This is a genomic window from Streptomyces massasporeus (assembly GCF_014648995.1).
In the GTDB taxonomy this organism is placed as follows: Bacteria; Actinomycetota; Actinomycetes; order Streptomycetales; family Streptomycetaceae; genus Streptomyces; species Streptomyces massasporeus.
This window is the reverse complement of the sequence record NZ_BMSE01000035.1, coordinates 1-15,078: the sequence shown is the minus strand read 5'-3', so window position 1 is coordinate 15,078 and position 15,078 is coordinate 1. Positions and strand designations below refer to the sequence as shown.

Here is a 15,078-nt window from a genome sequence, read left to right as displayed (position 1 = left end):
TCAGACAAAGCATGGCCATTCTTCTCTCCCCCAACGCAAAGGCCAGGATAAGAAGGGTGACCATCACTACTGAGTAGCCCACCATGAGCCATCGCAATGGGCGGCTAGGGGACCAGTTCTGCATGAGTTGCGCTCCATGCCTAGTTCCTCAACTTGACTACGGCCACGATCCCGCCGATGACTCCTGCAGTGCCTCCAATCGCGGTACCTGCAACGGCACCCGCCCCGCAGCCAGGCAGGGTCGCTACGAAGAAGCCCACTCCGCAGCCGATACGGGCACCCGTCATGCCACCTGCAGTACCCGTGCCGACGACCGCACCAAGTTCAGCGCTCAGATCACCGCCAGCCACCCCGGCGGGGTCTCCACGGCCGCGGTCAACCTGTGGCACGGCGCCGATTACGACAGCGCTGACGCGGCCATGTCCCACGACCTCCCCAAGTGCACCACCAGTGGCACAACGGCCACCTGCACCATGAACTTCCAGGTCAAGGCTGACACTCGCGAAATGACCAACGTGGTGGCCAACGCCCACGCCGGCACCTGGCGCATCGCCGCCTTCGCAACCGGCAAGGACCGCGCACAAACCGCCGTCTACGACTACGCCACCACCAAGGTGCAGCGCGCCTCGAAGCTCACCGTGAACGCCTCCCCCGAGCCAGTCAAGAGGGGCAAGAAGATCACCGTCACCGGCGCGCTCACCCGCGCGAACTGGACCACCCACACCTGGGGCGGCTACGGCGGCCAGAGCGTCAAACTGCAGTACCGGCCCAAGAACTCAAGCACCTACACCACGCTCAAGAGCCTCACCACCAGCAGCACCGGCAAGCTGAGCACCACCGTCACAGCCACCGCCGACGGCTACTACCGCTACCGCTTCGCCGGCACCTCCACCACCCCCGCGGCCATCGCAGCCGGCGACTACGTCGACGTCACCTGACCGCCCGGCCCGGCGCCGCACCGCGCGGCGCCGGGCCGACTCAGCCGGAGAGAGTCGCAGATATCCGCAGCACGTAGGTGTCGCCGAGCAGTTCCATCCGGCCGGCCTGCCGAGCTCCCTGCTATGCACGGTCACTTCATCGCCGTCGGCCGGGCCACTCTCGACCCCAAGTCGCACGTCCACGCCGTTCCGACGGACGTGAGGGCTACTGGTCACGCGCTGGCAGCACACGCCAGGTCAGAATTCGCCGGACGCCCGCAACTCCTCCGTCATCGTGTCCAGGTGCTTGGGACAGTACGTCTTCACGCCAGCCGCGAGCAGCTCGTTGGCGCCGTTCTTCTTCATCTCTCGGCCCTCCGCGCACGGGTAGAGGTCCGGGCCGCCCTGCATGTCGAACATGGACGCCACACTGTGGCCTACATCGAGCTCCTTGCAGCACCTCGGCGGGAACGCCAGCAGTTCATCGTTCGAGGGACGCATAGTCGTGAACTCCAGGTCCTGCTATGCGCCGATAAAGTGTCCGGCCCTGTCCACGCTGGGGCTTGCGCTCGGCTTGGCCGCGGCCGGCTTGTTGTCGTCGCCGACCTCGCAGGCGGTCAGTGCCATTAGCAGAGCAGCTGTGATGGCGGTGACCGTGCAGCGCGTTGAGACCCCAGTGGCGCGTTGCGTGAGGATCATACCGGCACTGGCACGTGACAGGCGCGGGAACTGCGAAGGCCCCAGCGTTCCGCGGGGGGCCTGATACCGGGCGCCACCCGGCGTAAGCCCTCAACGTACTGGCCGACCAGGCTTCGCTGCCGCTCTTGGCGGGTCAGCAGCTCTCGCCGTCCTTCACCGCATAGAGAATCACCCGCGTGTCCGTGGGATGCGTACCCGGTGAGGGCTCCTGACTGCACACGACCCAGTTGCGGTCGAAGACTTGCAGGCGGTCCTGGCCGCTCGCGTCCTGGTCGTCGAGGTTGTAGAAGCCCGCAGCCTGGGCGGCGTCTTGGGCGGCCTGGAGATTCTCGCCGGTGAAGTCGGGGAGTTCCGCGGTGTCCGGAGCAGCGTCGGTCTCGCTGGAGCTTGTTTCAGTGTCTGCGTTCGGTTTCTCGCTGGTGTCTTGACTCGCTGTCTCTGGCTTGCTGGGGCTGTTGCTGTCGGAGCTGTCGCATGCAGTGAGCGTCAGCAGAGTGACGGCGGTGAGCGCGGTTGCGGCGGTGCGGATCTTCATCGTCTCCCCAGGGGTGTTCGTGGTGTGGGTGTTGACTCGGGAAGGTGGCGGGCGGTTGCGAAGGATGGGGGGAATTCGCTCCATCGGGTGACGAAGACGCTCAGGACTGCTCCTCGCAGGAGCACGGTCTAGGTCTGGCCCAGTCCCTGTACGTGACGCTGGACCTCGACTTCGAGGCCGTCTACCTGGTGCACCAGGAGGCCTTCCACGCATACGCCGAAGTTCACTTCGGTACCCTCGCGACCGCAGAAGAGGTCATACACGCATGGACGGAAGCGCACGTCGCAGTCTTCCGTTACTTTGGCGGCGTCCCGCGCCGATTCGTCCCGGACAACCTCAAGACCGGGGTCGACAAGCCCGACCTCTACGACCCGAAGATCAACAAAGCTCATGGCGAACTGGCCCCCTATTACGGTGCGTTGGTTGATCTGGTGCGGGCGGCGAAGCCGAAGGACAAGCCGCGGGTCGAGCGGCCGATGCCCTATGTCCGCGACTCCTTCTGGCGGGGGCCAGGAGTTCACTTCGATCGAGCACATGCAGGCCGAGGCCGTGACGTGGAGTCAGCGGGTTGCCGGGCGGCGGGAAGTGCCGACCGCTGGGCGGCGCCGCCCCGATGACCGTGTTCGAGGCACTGGAGGCGGCCGAACTGCTGCCCTTGCCGCCGAATCCGTTTGTGCTGGCCCGCTGGTCGACGGCCACGGTGGGTCCGGACATCCACATCAAGGTGGGCCGCACCCTCTATTCGGTGCCGTGGAAGCTGATCGGCCGCAAGGTCGACGTCCGCTCGACCGCCACGATGGTCCAGGTCTTCCACGACGGCCAGCTCGTCAAGACGCACACCGCACTTGACCAGGGTAAACGCACGGACAAGAGCGACTATCCGCCGGAGAAGAACGCCTTCCAGATGCGGACGCCGGTCTGGTGCCGCAGTCAGGCGCCCGAGGTCGGCGATGGCCTGCCGCGCTCTCGGTGGTTCCACCTCTTTTCGGTGCGTGAGCAATATAGCGGAACGATTCTGCGTACATCGGTACCTATAGCCGCCGGGCCGAGGCCGCTACGGCCGAACCCAGTCGGTCGGCGCGGGAAGCGCTCAGCGTGTGAGCGACCGGGCGCGTCGCTCGAGGAAGGCGCGTTCGGCCGCGCTCTCGGTCAGCGCGAGGGCTGCCTCGTAGTCCCGTACGGCCTCGGTGTTGCGGCCAAGGCGGCGCAGCAGGTCGGCGCGGACCGCGTGGAAGACGTGGTAGCCGTCGAGGCCAAGGCTGTCCAGCAGGTCAAGGGCCGGCCTCGGGCCCTGGACCTCAGCGACCGCGACGGCACGGTTGAGGGCGACGACCGGGCTGGGCGCGAGGGCCATGAGCTGGTCGTAGAGCCGGAGGATCTGGCCCCAGTCCGTGGTCTGCGCGGTCGGTGCGTCGCTGTGCACGGCGTTGATCGCGGCCTGGATCTGGTAGGGCCCGGCCTGGTTGCGGCGCAGGCAGCGGCGGACGAGGTCCTGCCCTTCGGCGATCAGCTCCCGGTCCCAGCGGCCACGGTCCTGCTCCGGCAACGGCACCAACGCACCGTGCGTGTCCACCCGAGCGGCCCGCCGCGACTCGGTCAGCAGCATCAGCGCGAGCAGGCCGGTGACCTCGGGTTCGTCAGGCATGAGGTCGACGAGGAGCCGACCGAGGCGTACGGCTTCGCCGCACAGCTCGGGACCACCGGTGTAGCCCTCGTTGAAGATCAGGTAGACGACGGCCAGGACGCCCGCCAGCCGATCGGGGAGGTCCGCGTCGCGCGGCACGCGGTACGGGATCCGGGTGCCCCGGATCTTGGCCTTGGCCCGGACCAGGCGTTGGGCCATGGTGGGCTCGGGCACCAGGAAGGCGCGGGCGATCTGGGCCGTGCTGAGCCCGCCGAGCAGGCGCAGGGTCAGGGCGACCCGCGCCTGCGGGGCGAGCGCGGGGTGGCAGCAGGTGAAGATCAGCCGGAGCCGGTCGTCGTGCACGGGGCCCTCCTCCGCCGGCGTGTCCGGCGCGTACAGCCGGGCGGCCTCGGCGTGCCGGGCGTCGCGGCTCGACTCCCGGCGCAGCCGGTCGATCGCCCGGTTGCGGGCGGTGGTGATGATCCAGCCGGCCGGGCTCGGCGGCACGCCGGTCTCCGGCCAGCGCCGCACGGCCGTGGTGAAGGCGTCCTGGACCGCTTCCTCGGCGAGGTCGATGTCGCCGAGGAAGCGGACGAGGACGGCGACGGCGCGGCCGTACTCCGCGCGGAAAACGGCCGCGATGTCGATGGGCTCGGGCATCAGTGCGTGGCCGCGAAGGGGCGCACCTCGATGGGGAGGGTGATGGCCAGGGCGGCCTTCCTGCCCCACTCCAGCGCCACGTCCAGATCGGGGGCCTGGATGAGGCACAGGCCGCCCAGATACTCCTTGCCCTCGGCGTACGGCCCGTCCGTGATGAGCACGTCGCCGTCCGTGGGGCGCAGCACGGTGGCCGTCTCCGGGCCGTGCAGCCCGCCGGCGAAGACCCAGGCCCCGGCATCGCGCAGTTCCTGGTTGAAGGCCTCGACCCGGCGCATGATCTCGGCGAGCTCGTCGGGCGGGGGCGGCTCACCGCCGGCCGGCTGGATCACGCTGAGCAGGTAGTGCTGCATCACGACCTCCTTGGTGTCACGGGGGTTCTCTCACCTACTACACGAACGCGAACCCTCCGGATCGACACTCCACACGACGACATCGCAACGTCAGCGACGACGAACTCCTCCGTTTCCTGGCCACCACAGGAACCCACGCGATCACGTTTGAGAGCATCGGCTTGCCCGCGGACACGGTGCGCGACCAGGCGCCTGAATTCGCGGCCGGCCCACTCGCCCCCCTCTTGGCCGAAACGATCGTTCAGGACTACGACGCCGCGGATGGCGCATGAAAGCAGGCAGCCGCCGCGTTTCCCCCAAGGTATGCCCGGCGGAGCATCGGCCTGGCCCTGACGTCGTCGCTGGAAAACCTCCTGGGCAGTCCTGTTATCGCCAAGGCACTCGCCAAGCCGTTGAAACGGGCCCCTCCTCGACGGGCTCACCGACCAGGTCGAGCACGGGCCGCTCCTTGCGGCCGCCCGACTGGAGGGTGCCGTCAGAATCGCCGACTCCGAAGCAGTCCGCCCCTACCAGGTCTGGGACATCCTCGAGGAACTGCCGGCCGACGGGCAGCAGGACTTCGTGGAGCGTCTCCCCGCGTCCTGGGCGTTGCACCTGCCAGATCTGGCAGGTGGTTGAGGACGTCGGCCTGGGCGTCGCGGATGCTCTGCGCGGACTTGGGCCGGTGCCAGGAGTGCGGCAGGCGGTCACTGATCAGCCTACGGGTGGCCCAGCTGCTGCGGGCGTCTTGGTGGCCGGCGGAGGGCAGCCGCCCCGCGTACCGCTGACCGCTCATCAGCACTTGCTGTGGCTCTTGGCTCCAAGGGGGCGTGCTCACTTGGAACGCTGCTTCCTGTGTGATGTTGGGCGACCAGCGTGAGGGGAACTGGCACGTTGTATCAGACGTACCGTCAGGACCCCTTGCAGCTAGGGACCTTCAGAATCCGTAGCCGGGCGCCTGAGTGCCCGGGCCGGTGTCAGCCACACGGCAGTTCCGCCGGCGTCCCCTCGGGCAGCAGCCGTCTCTCGGCGTCGGTGTAGTCACGCCCGGCGGCGGCGCACAGCGTGCGGAACTGCTCGTCGGGGCGCAGGTCGAAGGTCTGGCGCAGGGTGCCGGTGTCGACGGTCAGGCGGTGGTTGCGTACGTAGCCGGCCACCCAGTCACCGTGGGCGACGGGCAGCGTGCCGGAGGCCTCGTCGTCCGTCAGGTCGTGGATCCGGACCACGTCCTTGCCGAACACCGACGTCACGACGCTGTGCCCCGGACCGAACCCGATCAGGGCGTCGTTGCCCGTGGCGGGCGCGGCGCCGGGCAGGGCCCTGCGGCGGTCGACGTCCCAGACCCGGACCTGTCCGTCGGTGTTCTGCACGGCCAGGCGTGAGCCGTCCGCGTCGAAGGCGAGCGGTCCGGTGACGTGCGAGGTGCTGAACGGCACACTGACGGCCCGGCTCGGCAGCCGGGTGATACGCCGGGGAACGGTGACGTCCCACAGCAGGATCTCGCCGGTCAGGGTGCCCGTCCGGGTGATCGCGGCGACCTGGCCGGGGTGGCCCGGGCGGCCCACGAGCTGGCCGCGCGCGAGGATCTCCCTGTCGAAGCCGCCGCCGCTCCAGTTGGGCGCCGGGTGGATGAGGAAGGGCCGCGTGAGTACGGTGCCGTCCGCCGCGTCGACGCGGATGAGTCTGCCCTCCACGGTCAGCAGAGCGATCTCGCTGCCCTGCAGCGCGGCGACCGCGTCCACCTCGCCGCCCCGCATGGCCCTGACCCGGTCCAGTGCCTTCGCCTTCGGCAGGACGTCATCGAGCGGCACACCGTCGCTCAGGTCTCGCACGGGATAGGACCCCTGCAGGTTGCCTTCCTCGCCCCACACCACGATCCGCTGCGAGTCGGCCGTCCACAGAGGCAACCAGTCCACGCCCTCGGGAGAAGGCGGCAAGGACACCGCCCGGTGCCGGGCGCGGGAGGCGTCGAGGACCTCCAGGCGCCGGCCGGTGGTCAGGGCGATGTAGCGTCCGTCGGGCGACACGCTGTGCTTCCCTGTGTCCTCCAAAAACCGTGCGCCGCCGGCCGGTTCCGCGCGTACGGCCATCAGTGCCGTGCCGACGGGCACGAGGACGGTCAGTCCGCCTTCGGTGCGCGGAAAGGCCGCGACGCCGCTGTAGGACGCGACCTGGCCCCCGGTCGGCACGCGGGTGCGGTAGGACCGGCCGGTGCGCAGGTCGGTCAGCGTCGCCTCGGCGTAACCGGCCTCGGCGTTGTCCGCCCCGAGGTCGACGCCGTACCGCGCCGTCGCGTCCACCGTGCCGACGTCGCCGGGTAGTGCGGTCCTGCGGCCGGGTGTCCGGTTGAGTCGCTGCGCGTACGGTTCCCCGATCTTCGCCCTGATCAGGAGCTCACCGCCGTCCCGCAGCAGAGCGCCGCCCAGGTCCCCGGTGGTAGAGGCGTGCCGGAGGCGGCCGGTGGTGAGGTCGCGGACCTCGATGCGCTGGCGCAGCTCGTCGTGGGTGTAGCTGATGGTCGCGAGGGTCTCCGCGTCGGAGGTGAACGCGGCCTCGTTCAGGCCGGTCTCGGGAAGCAGGCCCTCCGGCAAGGGGATGCGGGTGCCGGAGGGGACGTGCCAGGCCTCGATGAAGGCGGGGACGCAGCGCCGGTCGCCGTTTGCGCACGGGATGCCGTTGTCGTCCGTCGTGCGCAGCAGCCGTGTGCCGTCGCTGCTGAAGTCCAGGGCGCCACCGGCGTCCACGGGGAGTTCGTGGCCGCCGGGCTCCAGGGTGACGGGATGCCTGGGGTCGCTCAGCCGCCACAGCCGCACCTCCTCACCGGCTGTCGCCGCGGCGAAGTGGCGGCCGTCGGGGCTCAGGGCGGTCAGCAGCTTTCCCTCCGGGACACCGGTCAGGTGCCCCCTTGCCCTCGGCTTGCCCTGGAGCGCCCCGGTGACCACGGTCATCGTCGGCCGGTCGCCGCCCCCAGGCTTCGACTGCACGACGAGGACACGGCCGTCCGGGGTGGCGTCCATGCCGGTGACCCGTCCCCGCCACACCGACGGGTGGCTGCCGACCAGGTACTGCCCTCGCGCGTACTGCTGCAGCAGGGCCTGCCGGGTCTGCGGGGTCCGGTCGGTCCGCCACGCGGCCAGGGCGAGTTGCAGCGCGGTGGTGGGGTCGGTGGCCGGGCGGTCCCCGGAAAGCTGGGCGAGCAGGCCGGCCGCCTGGGTGCGCAGTTGCTGCTCGGCGACCCTGAGGCTGTGCCAGGTGGAGATCGCCAGGACGATGGCGAGCACCGTGAGGACGGCCAGCGCTCCGACGGCGATCCGCCGCAGGCGGGTGCCGCGCCGGGCGTGGCGGCTGCTGAGCAGAATGTAGGCGCGCTCGGCGGCGGAGATGTCCACGGGGTGCTCGGCCAGTGCGCGGGCGGCCTCCGCCAGGTCGGATCCGCTCAGCAACCGGGCAGGCTCCCGGTTCTGGGTCTGCCACCGGTACAGGTCGGCCCGCAGCTGTTCCTGCCAGCGGCGGAAGTCCCGGGACGCGACGAGCCATTCCCTCAGGCGCGGCCAGAGCCTGGTGAGCGCCTCGTGCGCGAGGTCCACGATCTCGTCGCACTCGGCACCTCCGGGTGCGCGGGAGAGGACGACCAGTTTGCCGGGGGCCAGCTCCCGTGCCAGGGCGAGGAGTTCGGGCGCCAGGTCGCTCGTGCGGATGGGCCTGCGGGTGAAGGTGTCGCCGTCCGCGGGCCGGGCCAGCTGCACGAACAGGCGCCGCGCGCGCTCCTGGCGGGCTCCGGTCAGCTCGGTCAGGGCGTGGTCCGCGTACGTGACGAGAGCGCCTGCCACACCGCCGAGTTCGTCGTAGGCGGAGTGGGTGAGCATCGACCGGGTGCGGCGGTGCCACAGCTCGGTCAGGGCGAACTGGACCAGCGGCATCCGCCCGGGCTCCGCGCCGGCGTCGGCGACGATCCGCTCGGGCAGCCCAGGTTCGAACCAGAGCCCCGGTACGGCATCGACCGGTGCCGTCACCGCACGCTCCAGGTCCTCGTCGGCCAGCGGGGCGAGGAACTGCACCGCGTCGCTGAGCAGGTCGGAGGTGCCGGTCGTCACCAGCGTGTCGAGGGAGTCGGGCCGCGCGGTGGCGACCACCCGCAGCACCGCACCGCCCTGTCCGCCCGCCAGGGCGGCGAGCAGGCCCAACAGGCCACGGGCGGCCTCCGGTTCGGCACCCGCGTACTCCTCCAGCTGGTCGACGAAGAGGACGTGCCCGGCGCTTCCCCCGTGGGCGAGGACCCTGGCGCGCACCTCCGTGGGCACGTCGGCGCCGGTCTCCATCGCTCCGGCCAGTTCCTCCGCCTTGACGAGCCGGTCGACCTCGCCGAGCCGCGGCTCCAGGACGCCGATCAGCGCCCGGGCGACCACCGCGGACGCCCGTACCCCCGGCACCGGCCGCAGCTCGGACACGCTCATGCCGTCGTCCCGTAACCCGGGCAGCACGCCTGCCCGTACGAGGGAGGACTTGCCGCACCCCGACGGCCCCGCCACCAGCGTCACCGGCCGTCCGCGCACGGCGGCACGCACCCGGGCCGTGTCCTCGTCCCGGCCGTGGAAGAACTCGGCGTCGTCCTCCGTGAAGGGCGCGAGCCCGCGATACGGGCAGCGCAGCGGCACGATCCCCTCCTCGACCAGGTCGGCCGAAGGCAGTACATATGCGGTGCGGTCGCCCCGGTCCGCCGCGACCGTCATGCCGACGACACCGTCCTGGACGTCATCCCAGACCGGGGCTCCGCTGAACCCCTCGGCGATCACCGGCCCCGGCTCGTGCGCCTCCATCTGGGTCCAGCCCAGGCCCTGCCCGGCCCGCAGTGTGCCCGAAGCCCACTTGCCGTGGTCGGCGCCGACCGGATAGCCCAGCACCCGGAAGGTGTGCCCCCACAAGCCGGTGCCGTCGACGAGCGACGCCGGGTGAGCCCCCGTCACGGGCGCGTCCAGCCGCAGCAGCGCGACGTCCGCCCCGCCGTGCCGCCAGGACACCACGGACGCCCGGGCCCGGGGACGGCCGTCCAGCAGCGGGAAGTCGAGGTCCACCGGCCGGTCGGGCGCCCGCTCCCCGTTGTCCGGCACCCGGACGGCCCGGGCCACGACATGGGCGCAGGTGCACACCACGTCGGCGGCGATGAGGAATCCCGCCCCCACGATCCCGCCGGCGGCCGAGTGGATCCGCACCTGCGACGCCTCCAGGACATCGCTCCCCCGTCCGACGGCCATGCATCTCCCCCTCACCCAGTGGCGCACAGGCGCCATGGAGAAGCATCGTCCGCCCCTTGCGGCACTCGGATCAAGGGCGCCCGGCAACCACCGAGCGCCCCCACACCCTCCCCCGCCCGACGATGCCTCACCACGGTGCCCTTGAGGTGGGGGGTGTAGGCAGGCAGGTCCTCCACCGTCACATCCAGGGGATCGAACCGCTGCGGTCACCGTCCGGGACAGGAAGTCCTTGCCACGGTCGACCCGCACTTTCTCGGGCAGACCACCGAACGGGCCGTAGGGGTGCTCACGCACGACCTCGGAACGCAGCGCGGCCAGCACCGACTCCCGCGACGGATCCCCCGGCGTGACCGCGACACCGGTGATCGCGTTCGTCGCGTAGACGTGGAGAAACGCATCGAGTCCTGCCGGAAGAGCTAGTGACCTGAGTCGGGGATTCTGGGGCAGTGAAGGGGCGTTGCTCGAACTCACAGACGTCGCGCTGCAAGGCGCCGAGCACACGTCGTTCTTCTCGACCTTGATCTGCCTACCAGGTGACCGGAAGTTCATGGACGCCGTAGACCGTCATGGCCGACCGCAGTGGCACTTCCTCGGGCGCGACAGTGAGACGTAGTGCCGGGAAGCGGCGAAGCAGTGCGGGGAGGGCGATGCGCATTTCGGCGCGGGCCAGCCGCTGCCCGAGGCACTGGTGGAGGCCGTGACCGAACGCGAGGTGTCCGGCCGTGGAGCGGGTGAGGTCAAGCGCGTCCGGGGCGGCGAAATGGTCAGCGTCCCGGTTCGCCGCGGAAAGTGCGACGGTGACGGACTCGCCAGCCTTGATCAGGCAGCCGTGGAGCTCGATGTCCTCGAGCGCGACGCGGACCACGTGCTGGATGATCGTGAGGTAACGCAGCAGCTCCTCGACCACCGCAGGGGCGCCTTCCTCCTTGTCGCGGACCTCGGCTAACTGTGCGGGGGTGGCCAGCAGAGCGAAAGCGCCCAGCGCGAGCATGTTCGTCGTTGTCTCATGCCCGGCGATCAGGAGCAGGAGCGCCAGTCCGGCTCTCTCGTCCGCACTAAGTCCCTCGTGCGCAGCGAGCCCACTGAGCACATCCTCCTCTGGCCAGGAACGCTTGTGGCGCAGCAGGTCCCGCAGATATGCCATGAGCTCCCTGACCGCCTGTTGCCGGTGTTCCGCTGTGCGGTCGATGTTCAAGAGCGTGGCGGCGTTCCGCTGGAACCCCTGCCTGTCGGAGTAGGGCACCCCGAGCAGTTCGCCGATCACTTGTGACGGGATCGGCAGCGCGAATGCCTTGAACAGGTCGGCCGGGCCCCCGGCGAGCTCCATCGCGTTCAACTGGTCATTGACGATCGCTTCGATCTCCGGTTCGAGGAGCTTCATCCGGCGCACCGTGAAGTCACCGGTGAGCAACCGCCGATAGTGGTCGTGCTCGGGCGGGTCCATGCGGAGGAAGAATCCCGGCGGCACGGGCGTCCTTGCCGGCTGGGCAACCGGTGAGCGCATGTGGTCCGGGCGGACGCTGAATCGGGGATCTGCCAGGATCGCCCGCGCTGCGGCATTGCCGGTCACCAACCACCCCTGACCGCCGTCGACGTAGGTCATCCGATGGATTGGGCCGAGCCCCTGCCGGCGGCGCAGTTCCTCGGGCGGGTCGAAGGGGTTCTGGCGTGCCGTGGGCATGACCATTGCCGGGGATGTGCTCTCCATCGGCCGCTCCTCGGTCGGTACGGACCTCCCGATAAAACAGCACTCGATGCAAAACGTCATTGAATGCAAAAATGCATCACATGCGGTAGGGTGCTGTCGTGACCAGCGACCCAGGGCTGCGCCAGCGGAAGAAGATGCGCACGAGGCAAGCGCTCATCGAAGGCGCCCTGCGATTGTTCGCAGAGAAGGGTTACGACCAGACAACCGTGGCGGAGATCGCGGCCACCGCAGACGTCGCGACACGGACCTTTTTCAGCTACTTCGACAGCAAGGACGACATCGTCTTCTTCGACGACAGGTCGCGGCTGGAGCGCGCGGTCGAGATCATCGGAGAACGGCAGCCCGGCGAACCGGTGACCGACCTGCTGCGGCGCGTCATCGACCAGAGTGTTTTCGCGGACACGGACTCGGAGTTGGCGCGGAAGGTCGGCCCGGCTCGGACCCGGCTGATTGCGTCGGTCCCGGCACTTCAGGCGCGCGAATTGCACCTGCTGTTCGACATCCAGCTGCAGCTGACCGAAGCGCTCCACCTCGCTTGCCCCGAGCTGGACCTCGTCGAGGCCGCCGCGGCGGTGGGCTCGCTGGTCGGGGCGATCAAGGTCGTCGTCGCCGCATGCCAAAAGCGGGGCAACCGGCCGGAGCAGACCTACAAAGCCGTTCAAAGGGCCACCGACATCGCGATCGACGGCCTCAACTCGCTCCCCCGCCCGGCTTAGCGTGTTCAGCGCACCCGCACTCGGTCGTGGCATGGGTAGCGGTGAACGCAGTCTCTGGCCGGTTTTTGGGGCTCGGACGGGTCAGCCTGAGACTGCACTCTGCGCCCGGGCGGCCCGGGTGCTGGCGAGCCGGTAGCCCACAACCAGTCGAGATCACTCAACGTAACGAAGCACTACTAGGCCGTGTCCGGCGGATCACGCTCCGAAAGCCCACCTCGCCCACTCGTGCTCCGCCGGACGGCCTAGCGGATAGCCAAATTTGGACGGTCTGCTGCCCAGGATCTTCCGGCGGGGCTGGTGGTCGCCCTCACACAAAGCCCGCCGGTGCAGCCTCCCGTGCGGCGGGCACACCCTGACATCTGTCAGGGATGCGACGTCACTGGCGCGGTCTACGGTTTGAGGTGCTGACTCGGCGAAAGCTCTGGGCTGTTTCTGCCGCACGTCGTCCGTTCCACAACGATTGAGGGGGCATGCATGACGCGTACGCCGATCCGGAGAAGGGTCGCAGCGGTAGCCGCAACCGCGTTGTTGGCGCTCGGTACGGGAGCACTGTCGGCGTCGCCGGCCTCGGCGGCCCCCGCTGGCTGTCCGTCCGGTGCCGCGTGCATCTACGGGGGACCCAACAGCAGCGGTGGCGTGACCAACCAGTACTGGTCCCGAGGGGTTCACAAGCTCTACAACCAGGTTGGCGTCCACACCGTGTTCAACAACCAGACGGACGACTGGAAGTTCCTGCTGTGCCGGGGCTCGAACGGCGAAGACTGCGACTGGACCTTCTATGAAGGTTCCTGGACGGACGTCGACCTCACCCCGTTCAACTCCGTCATCGTCACCCCGTAAGGTGTCGCGGCAGTCCCGGGAGAGAGCAGACCTCCCGGGACTCACGCGTGTTCACACTCCGAAAGCCCACCTCGCCCGCTCGTGATCCGCCGGACACGGCCTAGTAGGCTTCGTTACGTTGAGTGATCTCGACTGGTTGAGGGCAGCTTCCCGAAGTGAGGTTGGGCGAAGTGGAACGGCTCCGGGGCGAGTTGGCGGAGTTCGTTGCCGATGTGTTCGGGTCGTTTCCGCGGCGGGATCAGCGGCGGTGGGGCGAGTGTTATCTGCGGGGCCTCCACCACGCCGTCCAAGCCGTCGCCACCATGCACAACCTCGCCCTGGCTGGGTGAAACAGCGGGTCAAGCACAACTCCGGCCTGCCCGAGCCCGACCTTCTGCAACACCCTTCAAAGGGTGTCTCTTTGATGGGCTGGCCAGTTGATCGGATATGTCCGTCCGATTAGTGATCACCGATGCGCTGTGGGACCGGATCGAGCCGCTGATGCCGGCGGATCCAGTCCGCGGTCGGCGGTGGGCCGACCACCGCCGCACGCTGGAGGTCGTCGCGTGGAAGTACCGCTCCAACTCGCCCTGGCGGGACCTTCCCGACGGGGCCCGGCGGCGCCGGCCCCTCCCATGTGCGGGGCGTGCCGCCCTTGTCTTCGGCAGCCGTCGTCTGTCAGCGCAGCCTGGTCGAGCTACTGGTGCGCGGACACGACAACCGGAGTGCGCCCGTGGCCGGACCCGGGCCTGGTCGAGCACCATCAAGGGGGCCAGAGCAGCGGAGGCCGGCCGTTGCGCCGCTGGGGTCGTCGGGGGCGGGCAGAATGAAGGCCGCGGGGTGCCGGGGCTGGTAGATGTCCTGCGGGACGCTTGCCGCTGGAGCGGGATCACAAGCGACCCGTTTCCAGCACGTACCCCCAGCGAGCAGTTGATGCGACTATCAGCCCTTCGAACGAGCCTGTGAAGGAGCCGCGAGGTGGGTCACGAGTCCTCGCACTACCGAAAGCTCTACCGGCAGTCACTCTTCTACCGGCCCGGAAGCACGCTGCTGACCACGATCCGCGCATACACGGGCGGGCCCACACCTGCCCGCCCCGACGACCCGGCTGTCCGTTTCCATCCCGAAGGAGTCGCGTACCACCAGGCATTCGGATCCGTCCCCGTGATCAAACTGGGCTGGCCGGCGATCCGAGCAGTCGCCGTTCTCCCCGGACCGGTCCCGGGCCGACAGGCCCTGTGCGTGTACCGGATCGACGAACCACCACAGCCCGACGTCCCGGCCGACGAAATGTTCACCGGCACCGGACGGGGCCTCGGAACCCACTTCCAGGCGCTGTTCGGCACGAGACTCGTGGTACATCTGCACCACGTACGGGGCCCGTCACTGAAGAAACTCGCCCGGTGCCTACCCACCTGGACAGACGGCCGCATCACCCTCACCACCGAACGCCCGGCCTGAAGCAGGCCGCCCACCTGTGGGCACGCAGCTGGTGCGCGAACGCGGCAACCGGGATGCGCCCTGCCCGGTACGCCGGCAGGGCGTCGATCAGGTCGGCCTGAGCGCCCGCCACCGGCGGGGCTTCTGATAACCGGGGGCGGCCTCGCGCCGGTTCGAGTCAAGAGCATCGACGTATTCCTCGAACCCGGTCGACTTCACGAGCTCGGTGACGACTGCCTGGACCAGCAGGTCGTTGGCCTCGCGAAGTTTGGTGAGCCCCCGGTAAGCGAGAAACGTCATGGGGATGCACACGACTGCCCCTAGGTCGTGTCCGCAAAGTCAGGGCAGCCAGAGCAGTAGGCAGGCGAGGGTGACCATG

Annotated in this window: 12 protein-coding genes and 3 pseudogenes; 7 read left to right on the top strand and 8 right to left on the bottom strand. The window is 69.4% G+C overall.

From position 1 onward, the window contains the following. Positions 1–506 precede the first annotated feature (506 nt). A complete protein-coding gene (locus IE153_RS40030; protein ID WP_189594589.1) occupies positions 507–938 on the top strand; it encodes a hypothetical protein in 432 nt (143 codons plus the stop codon). Between the two features lie 237 nt (positions 939–1,175). Here IE153_RS40030 and IE153_RS40025 read toward each other — a convergent pair whose 3' ends face one another. Together IE153_RS40025 and IE153_RS42205 are read right to left on the bottom strand one after the other, a co-directional pair. Next, positions 1,176–1,337 (bottom strand): hypothetical protein, encoded by a 162-nt coding sequence (locus tag IE153_RS40025; protein WP_189594588.1) that lies wholly within the window; start codon positions 1,335–1,337, stop codon positions 1,176–1,178. Positions 1,338–1,749: 412 nt separating this feature from the next. After that, positions 1,750–2,151, bottom strand: coding sequence for a PASTA domain-containing protein (locus IE153_RS42205; protein ID WP_229829417.1), 402 nt, complete (start codon positions 2,149–2,151; stop codon positions 1,750–1,752). Between the two features lie 152 nt (positions 2,152–2,303). Between IE153_RS42205 and IE153_RS40015 the strand changes: the two genes are divergently transcribed. Further along, positions 2,304–2,768 (top strand): DDE-type integrase/transposase/recombinase, encoded by a 465-nt coding sequence (locus IE153_RS40015; RefSeq protein WP_189594607.1) that lies wholly within the window; start codon positions 2,304–2,306, stop codon positions 2,766–2,768. Next, positions 2,765–2,938 (top strand): annotated as a pseudogene (locus IE153_RS42980) (Mu transposase domain-containing protein); the annotation flags it as partial. The gene IE153_RS40015 and the pseudogene IE153_RS42980, both read left to right, overlap by 4 nt. Positions 2,939–3,241: 303 nt before the next feature. Here the strand turns inward: IE153_RS42980 and IE153_RS40010 are convergent. From IE153_RS40010 to IE153_RS39995, 5 genes and pseudogenes are all read right to left on the bottom strand, one after another. Continuing rightward, positions 3,242–4,435 carry an RNA polymerase sigma factor gene (locus IE153_RS40010; RefSeq protein WP_189594587.1) on the bottom strand — a complete coding sequence of 398 codons (1,194 nt, stop codon included), beginning with the start codon at positions 4,433–4,435 and terminating at the stop codon, positions 3,242–3,244. After that, positions 4,435–4,785 (bottom strand): YciI family protein, encoded by a 351-nt coding sequence (locus IE153_RS40005; protein ID WP_189594586.1) that lies wholly within the window; start codon positions 4,783–4,785, stop codon positions 4,435–4,437. The genes IE153_RS40010 and IE153_RS40005 overlap by 1 nt, the downstream gene beginning before the upstream one ends. A gap of 956 nt (positions 4,786–5,741) precedes the next feature. Further along, a complete protein-coding gene (locus IE153_RS40000; protein ID WP_189594585.1) occupies positions 5,742–10,016 on the bottom strand; it encodes an nSTAND1 domain-containing NTPase in 4,275 nt (1,424 codons plus the stop codon). Positions 10,017–10,123: 107 nt separating this feature from the next. After that, a pseudogene (locus tag IE153_RS42200) lies at positions 10,124–10,391 on the bottom strand (TnsB C-terminal domain-containing protein); the annotation flags it as partial. 151 nt (positions 10,392–10,542) lie between these two features. After that, entirely contained in the window at positions 10,543–11,724 is a 1,182-nt protein-coding gene (locus IE153_RS39995) for a cytochrome P450 (RefSeq protein WP_189594584.1), read from the bottom strand. Between the two features lie 98 nt (positions 11,725–11,822). Here IE153_RS39995 and IE153_RS39990 point away from each other — a divergent pair, with 98 nt between their 5' ends. The 4 genes and pseudogenes from IE153_RS39990 (at position 11,823) to IE153_RS39975 (ending at position 14,720) form a co-directional block, all read left to right on the top strand. Beyond that, complete coding sequence (locus tag IE153_RS39990) at positions 11,823–12,440, top strand: TetR/AcrR family transcriptional regulator (RefSeq protein WP_229829416.1); 618 nt, start codon at positions 11,823–11,825, stop codon at positions 12,438–12,440. Positions 12,441–13,076: 636 nt separating this feature from the next. Beyond that, the gene (locus tag IE153_RS39985) at positions 13,077–13,280 is read left to right on the top strand and encodes a hypothetical protein (RefSeq protein ID WP_189594583.1); all 204 of its coding nucleotides are present in this window, start codon (positions 13,077–13,079) and stop codon (positions 13,278–13,280) included. Between the two features lie 426 nt (positions 13,281–13,706). Continuing rightward, positions 13,707–13,865, top strand: a pseudogene (locus IE153_RS39980) (transposase); the annotation flags it as partial. Positions 13,866–14,237: 372 nt separating this feature from the next. After that, a complete protein-coding gene (locus IE153_RS39975; protein WP_189594582.1) occupies positions 14,238–14,720 on the top strand; it encodes a hypothetical protein in 483 nt (160 codons plus the stop codon). A gap of 87 nt (positions 14,721–14,807) precedes the next feature. Here IE153_RS39975 and IE153_RS39970 read toward each other — a convergent pair whose 3' ends face one another. Continuing rightward, a complete protein-coding gene (locus tag IE153_RS39970; protein WP_189594581.1) occupies positions 14,808–14,999 on the bottom strand; it encodes a hypothetical protein in 192 nt (63 codons plus the stop codon). Between the last annotated feature and the right edge of the window lie 79 nt (positions 15,000–15,078).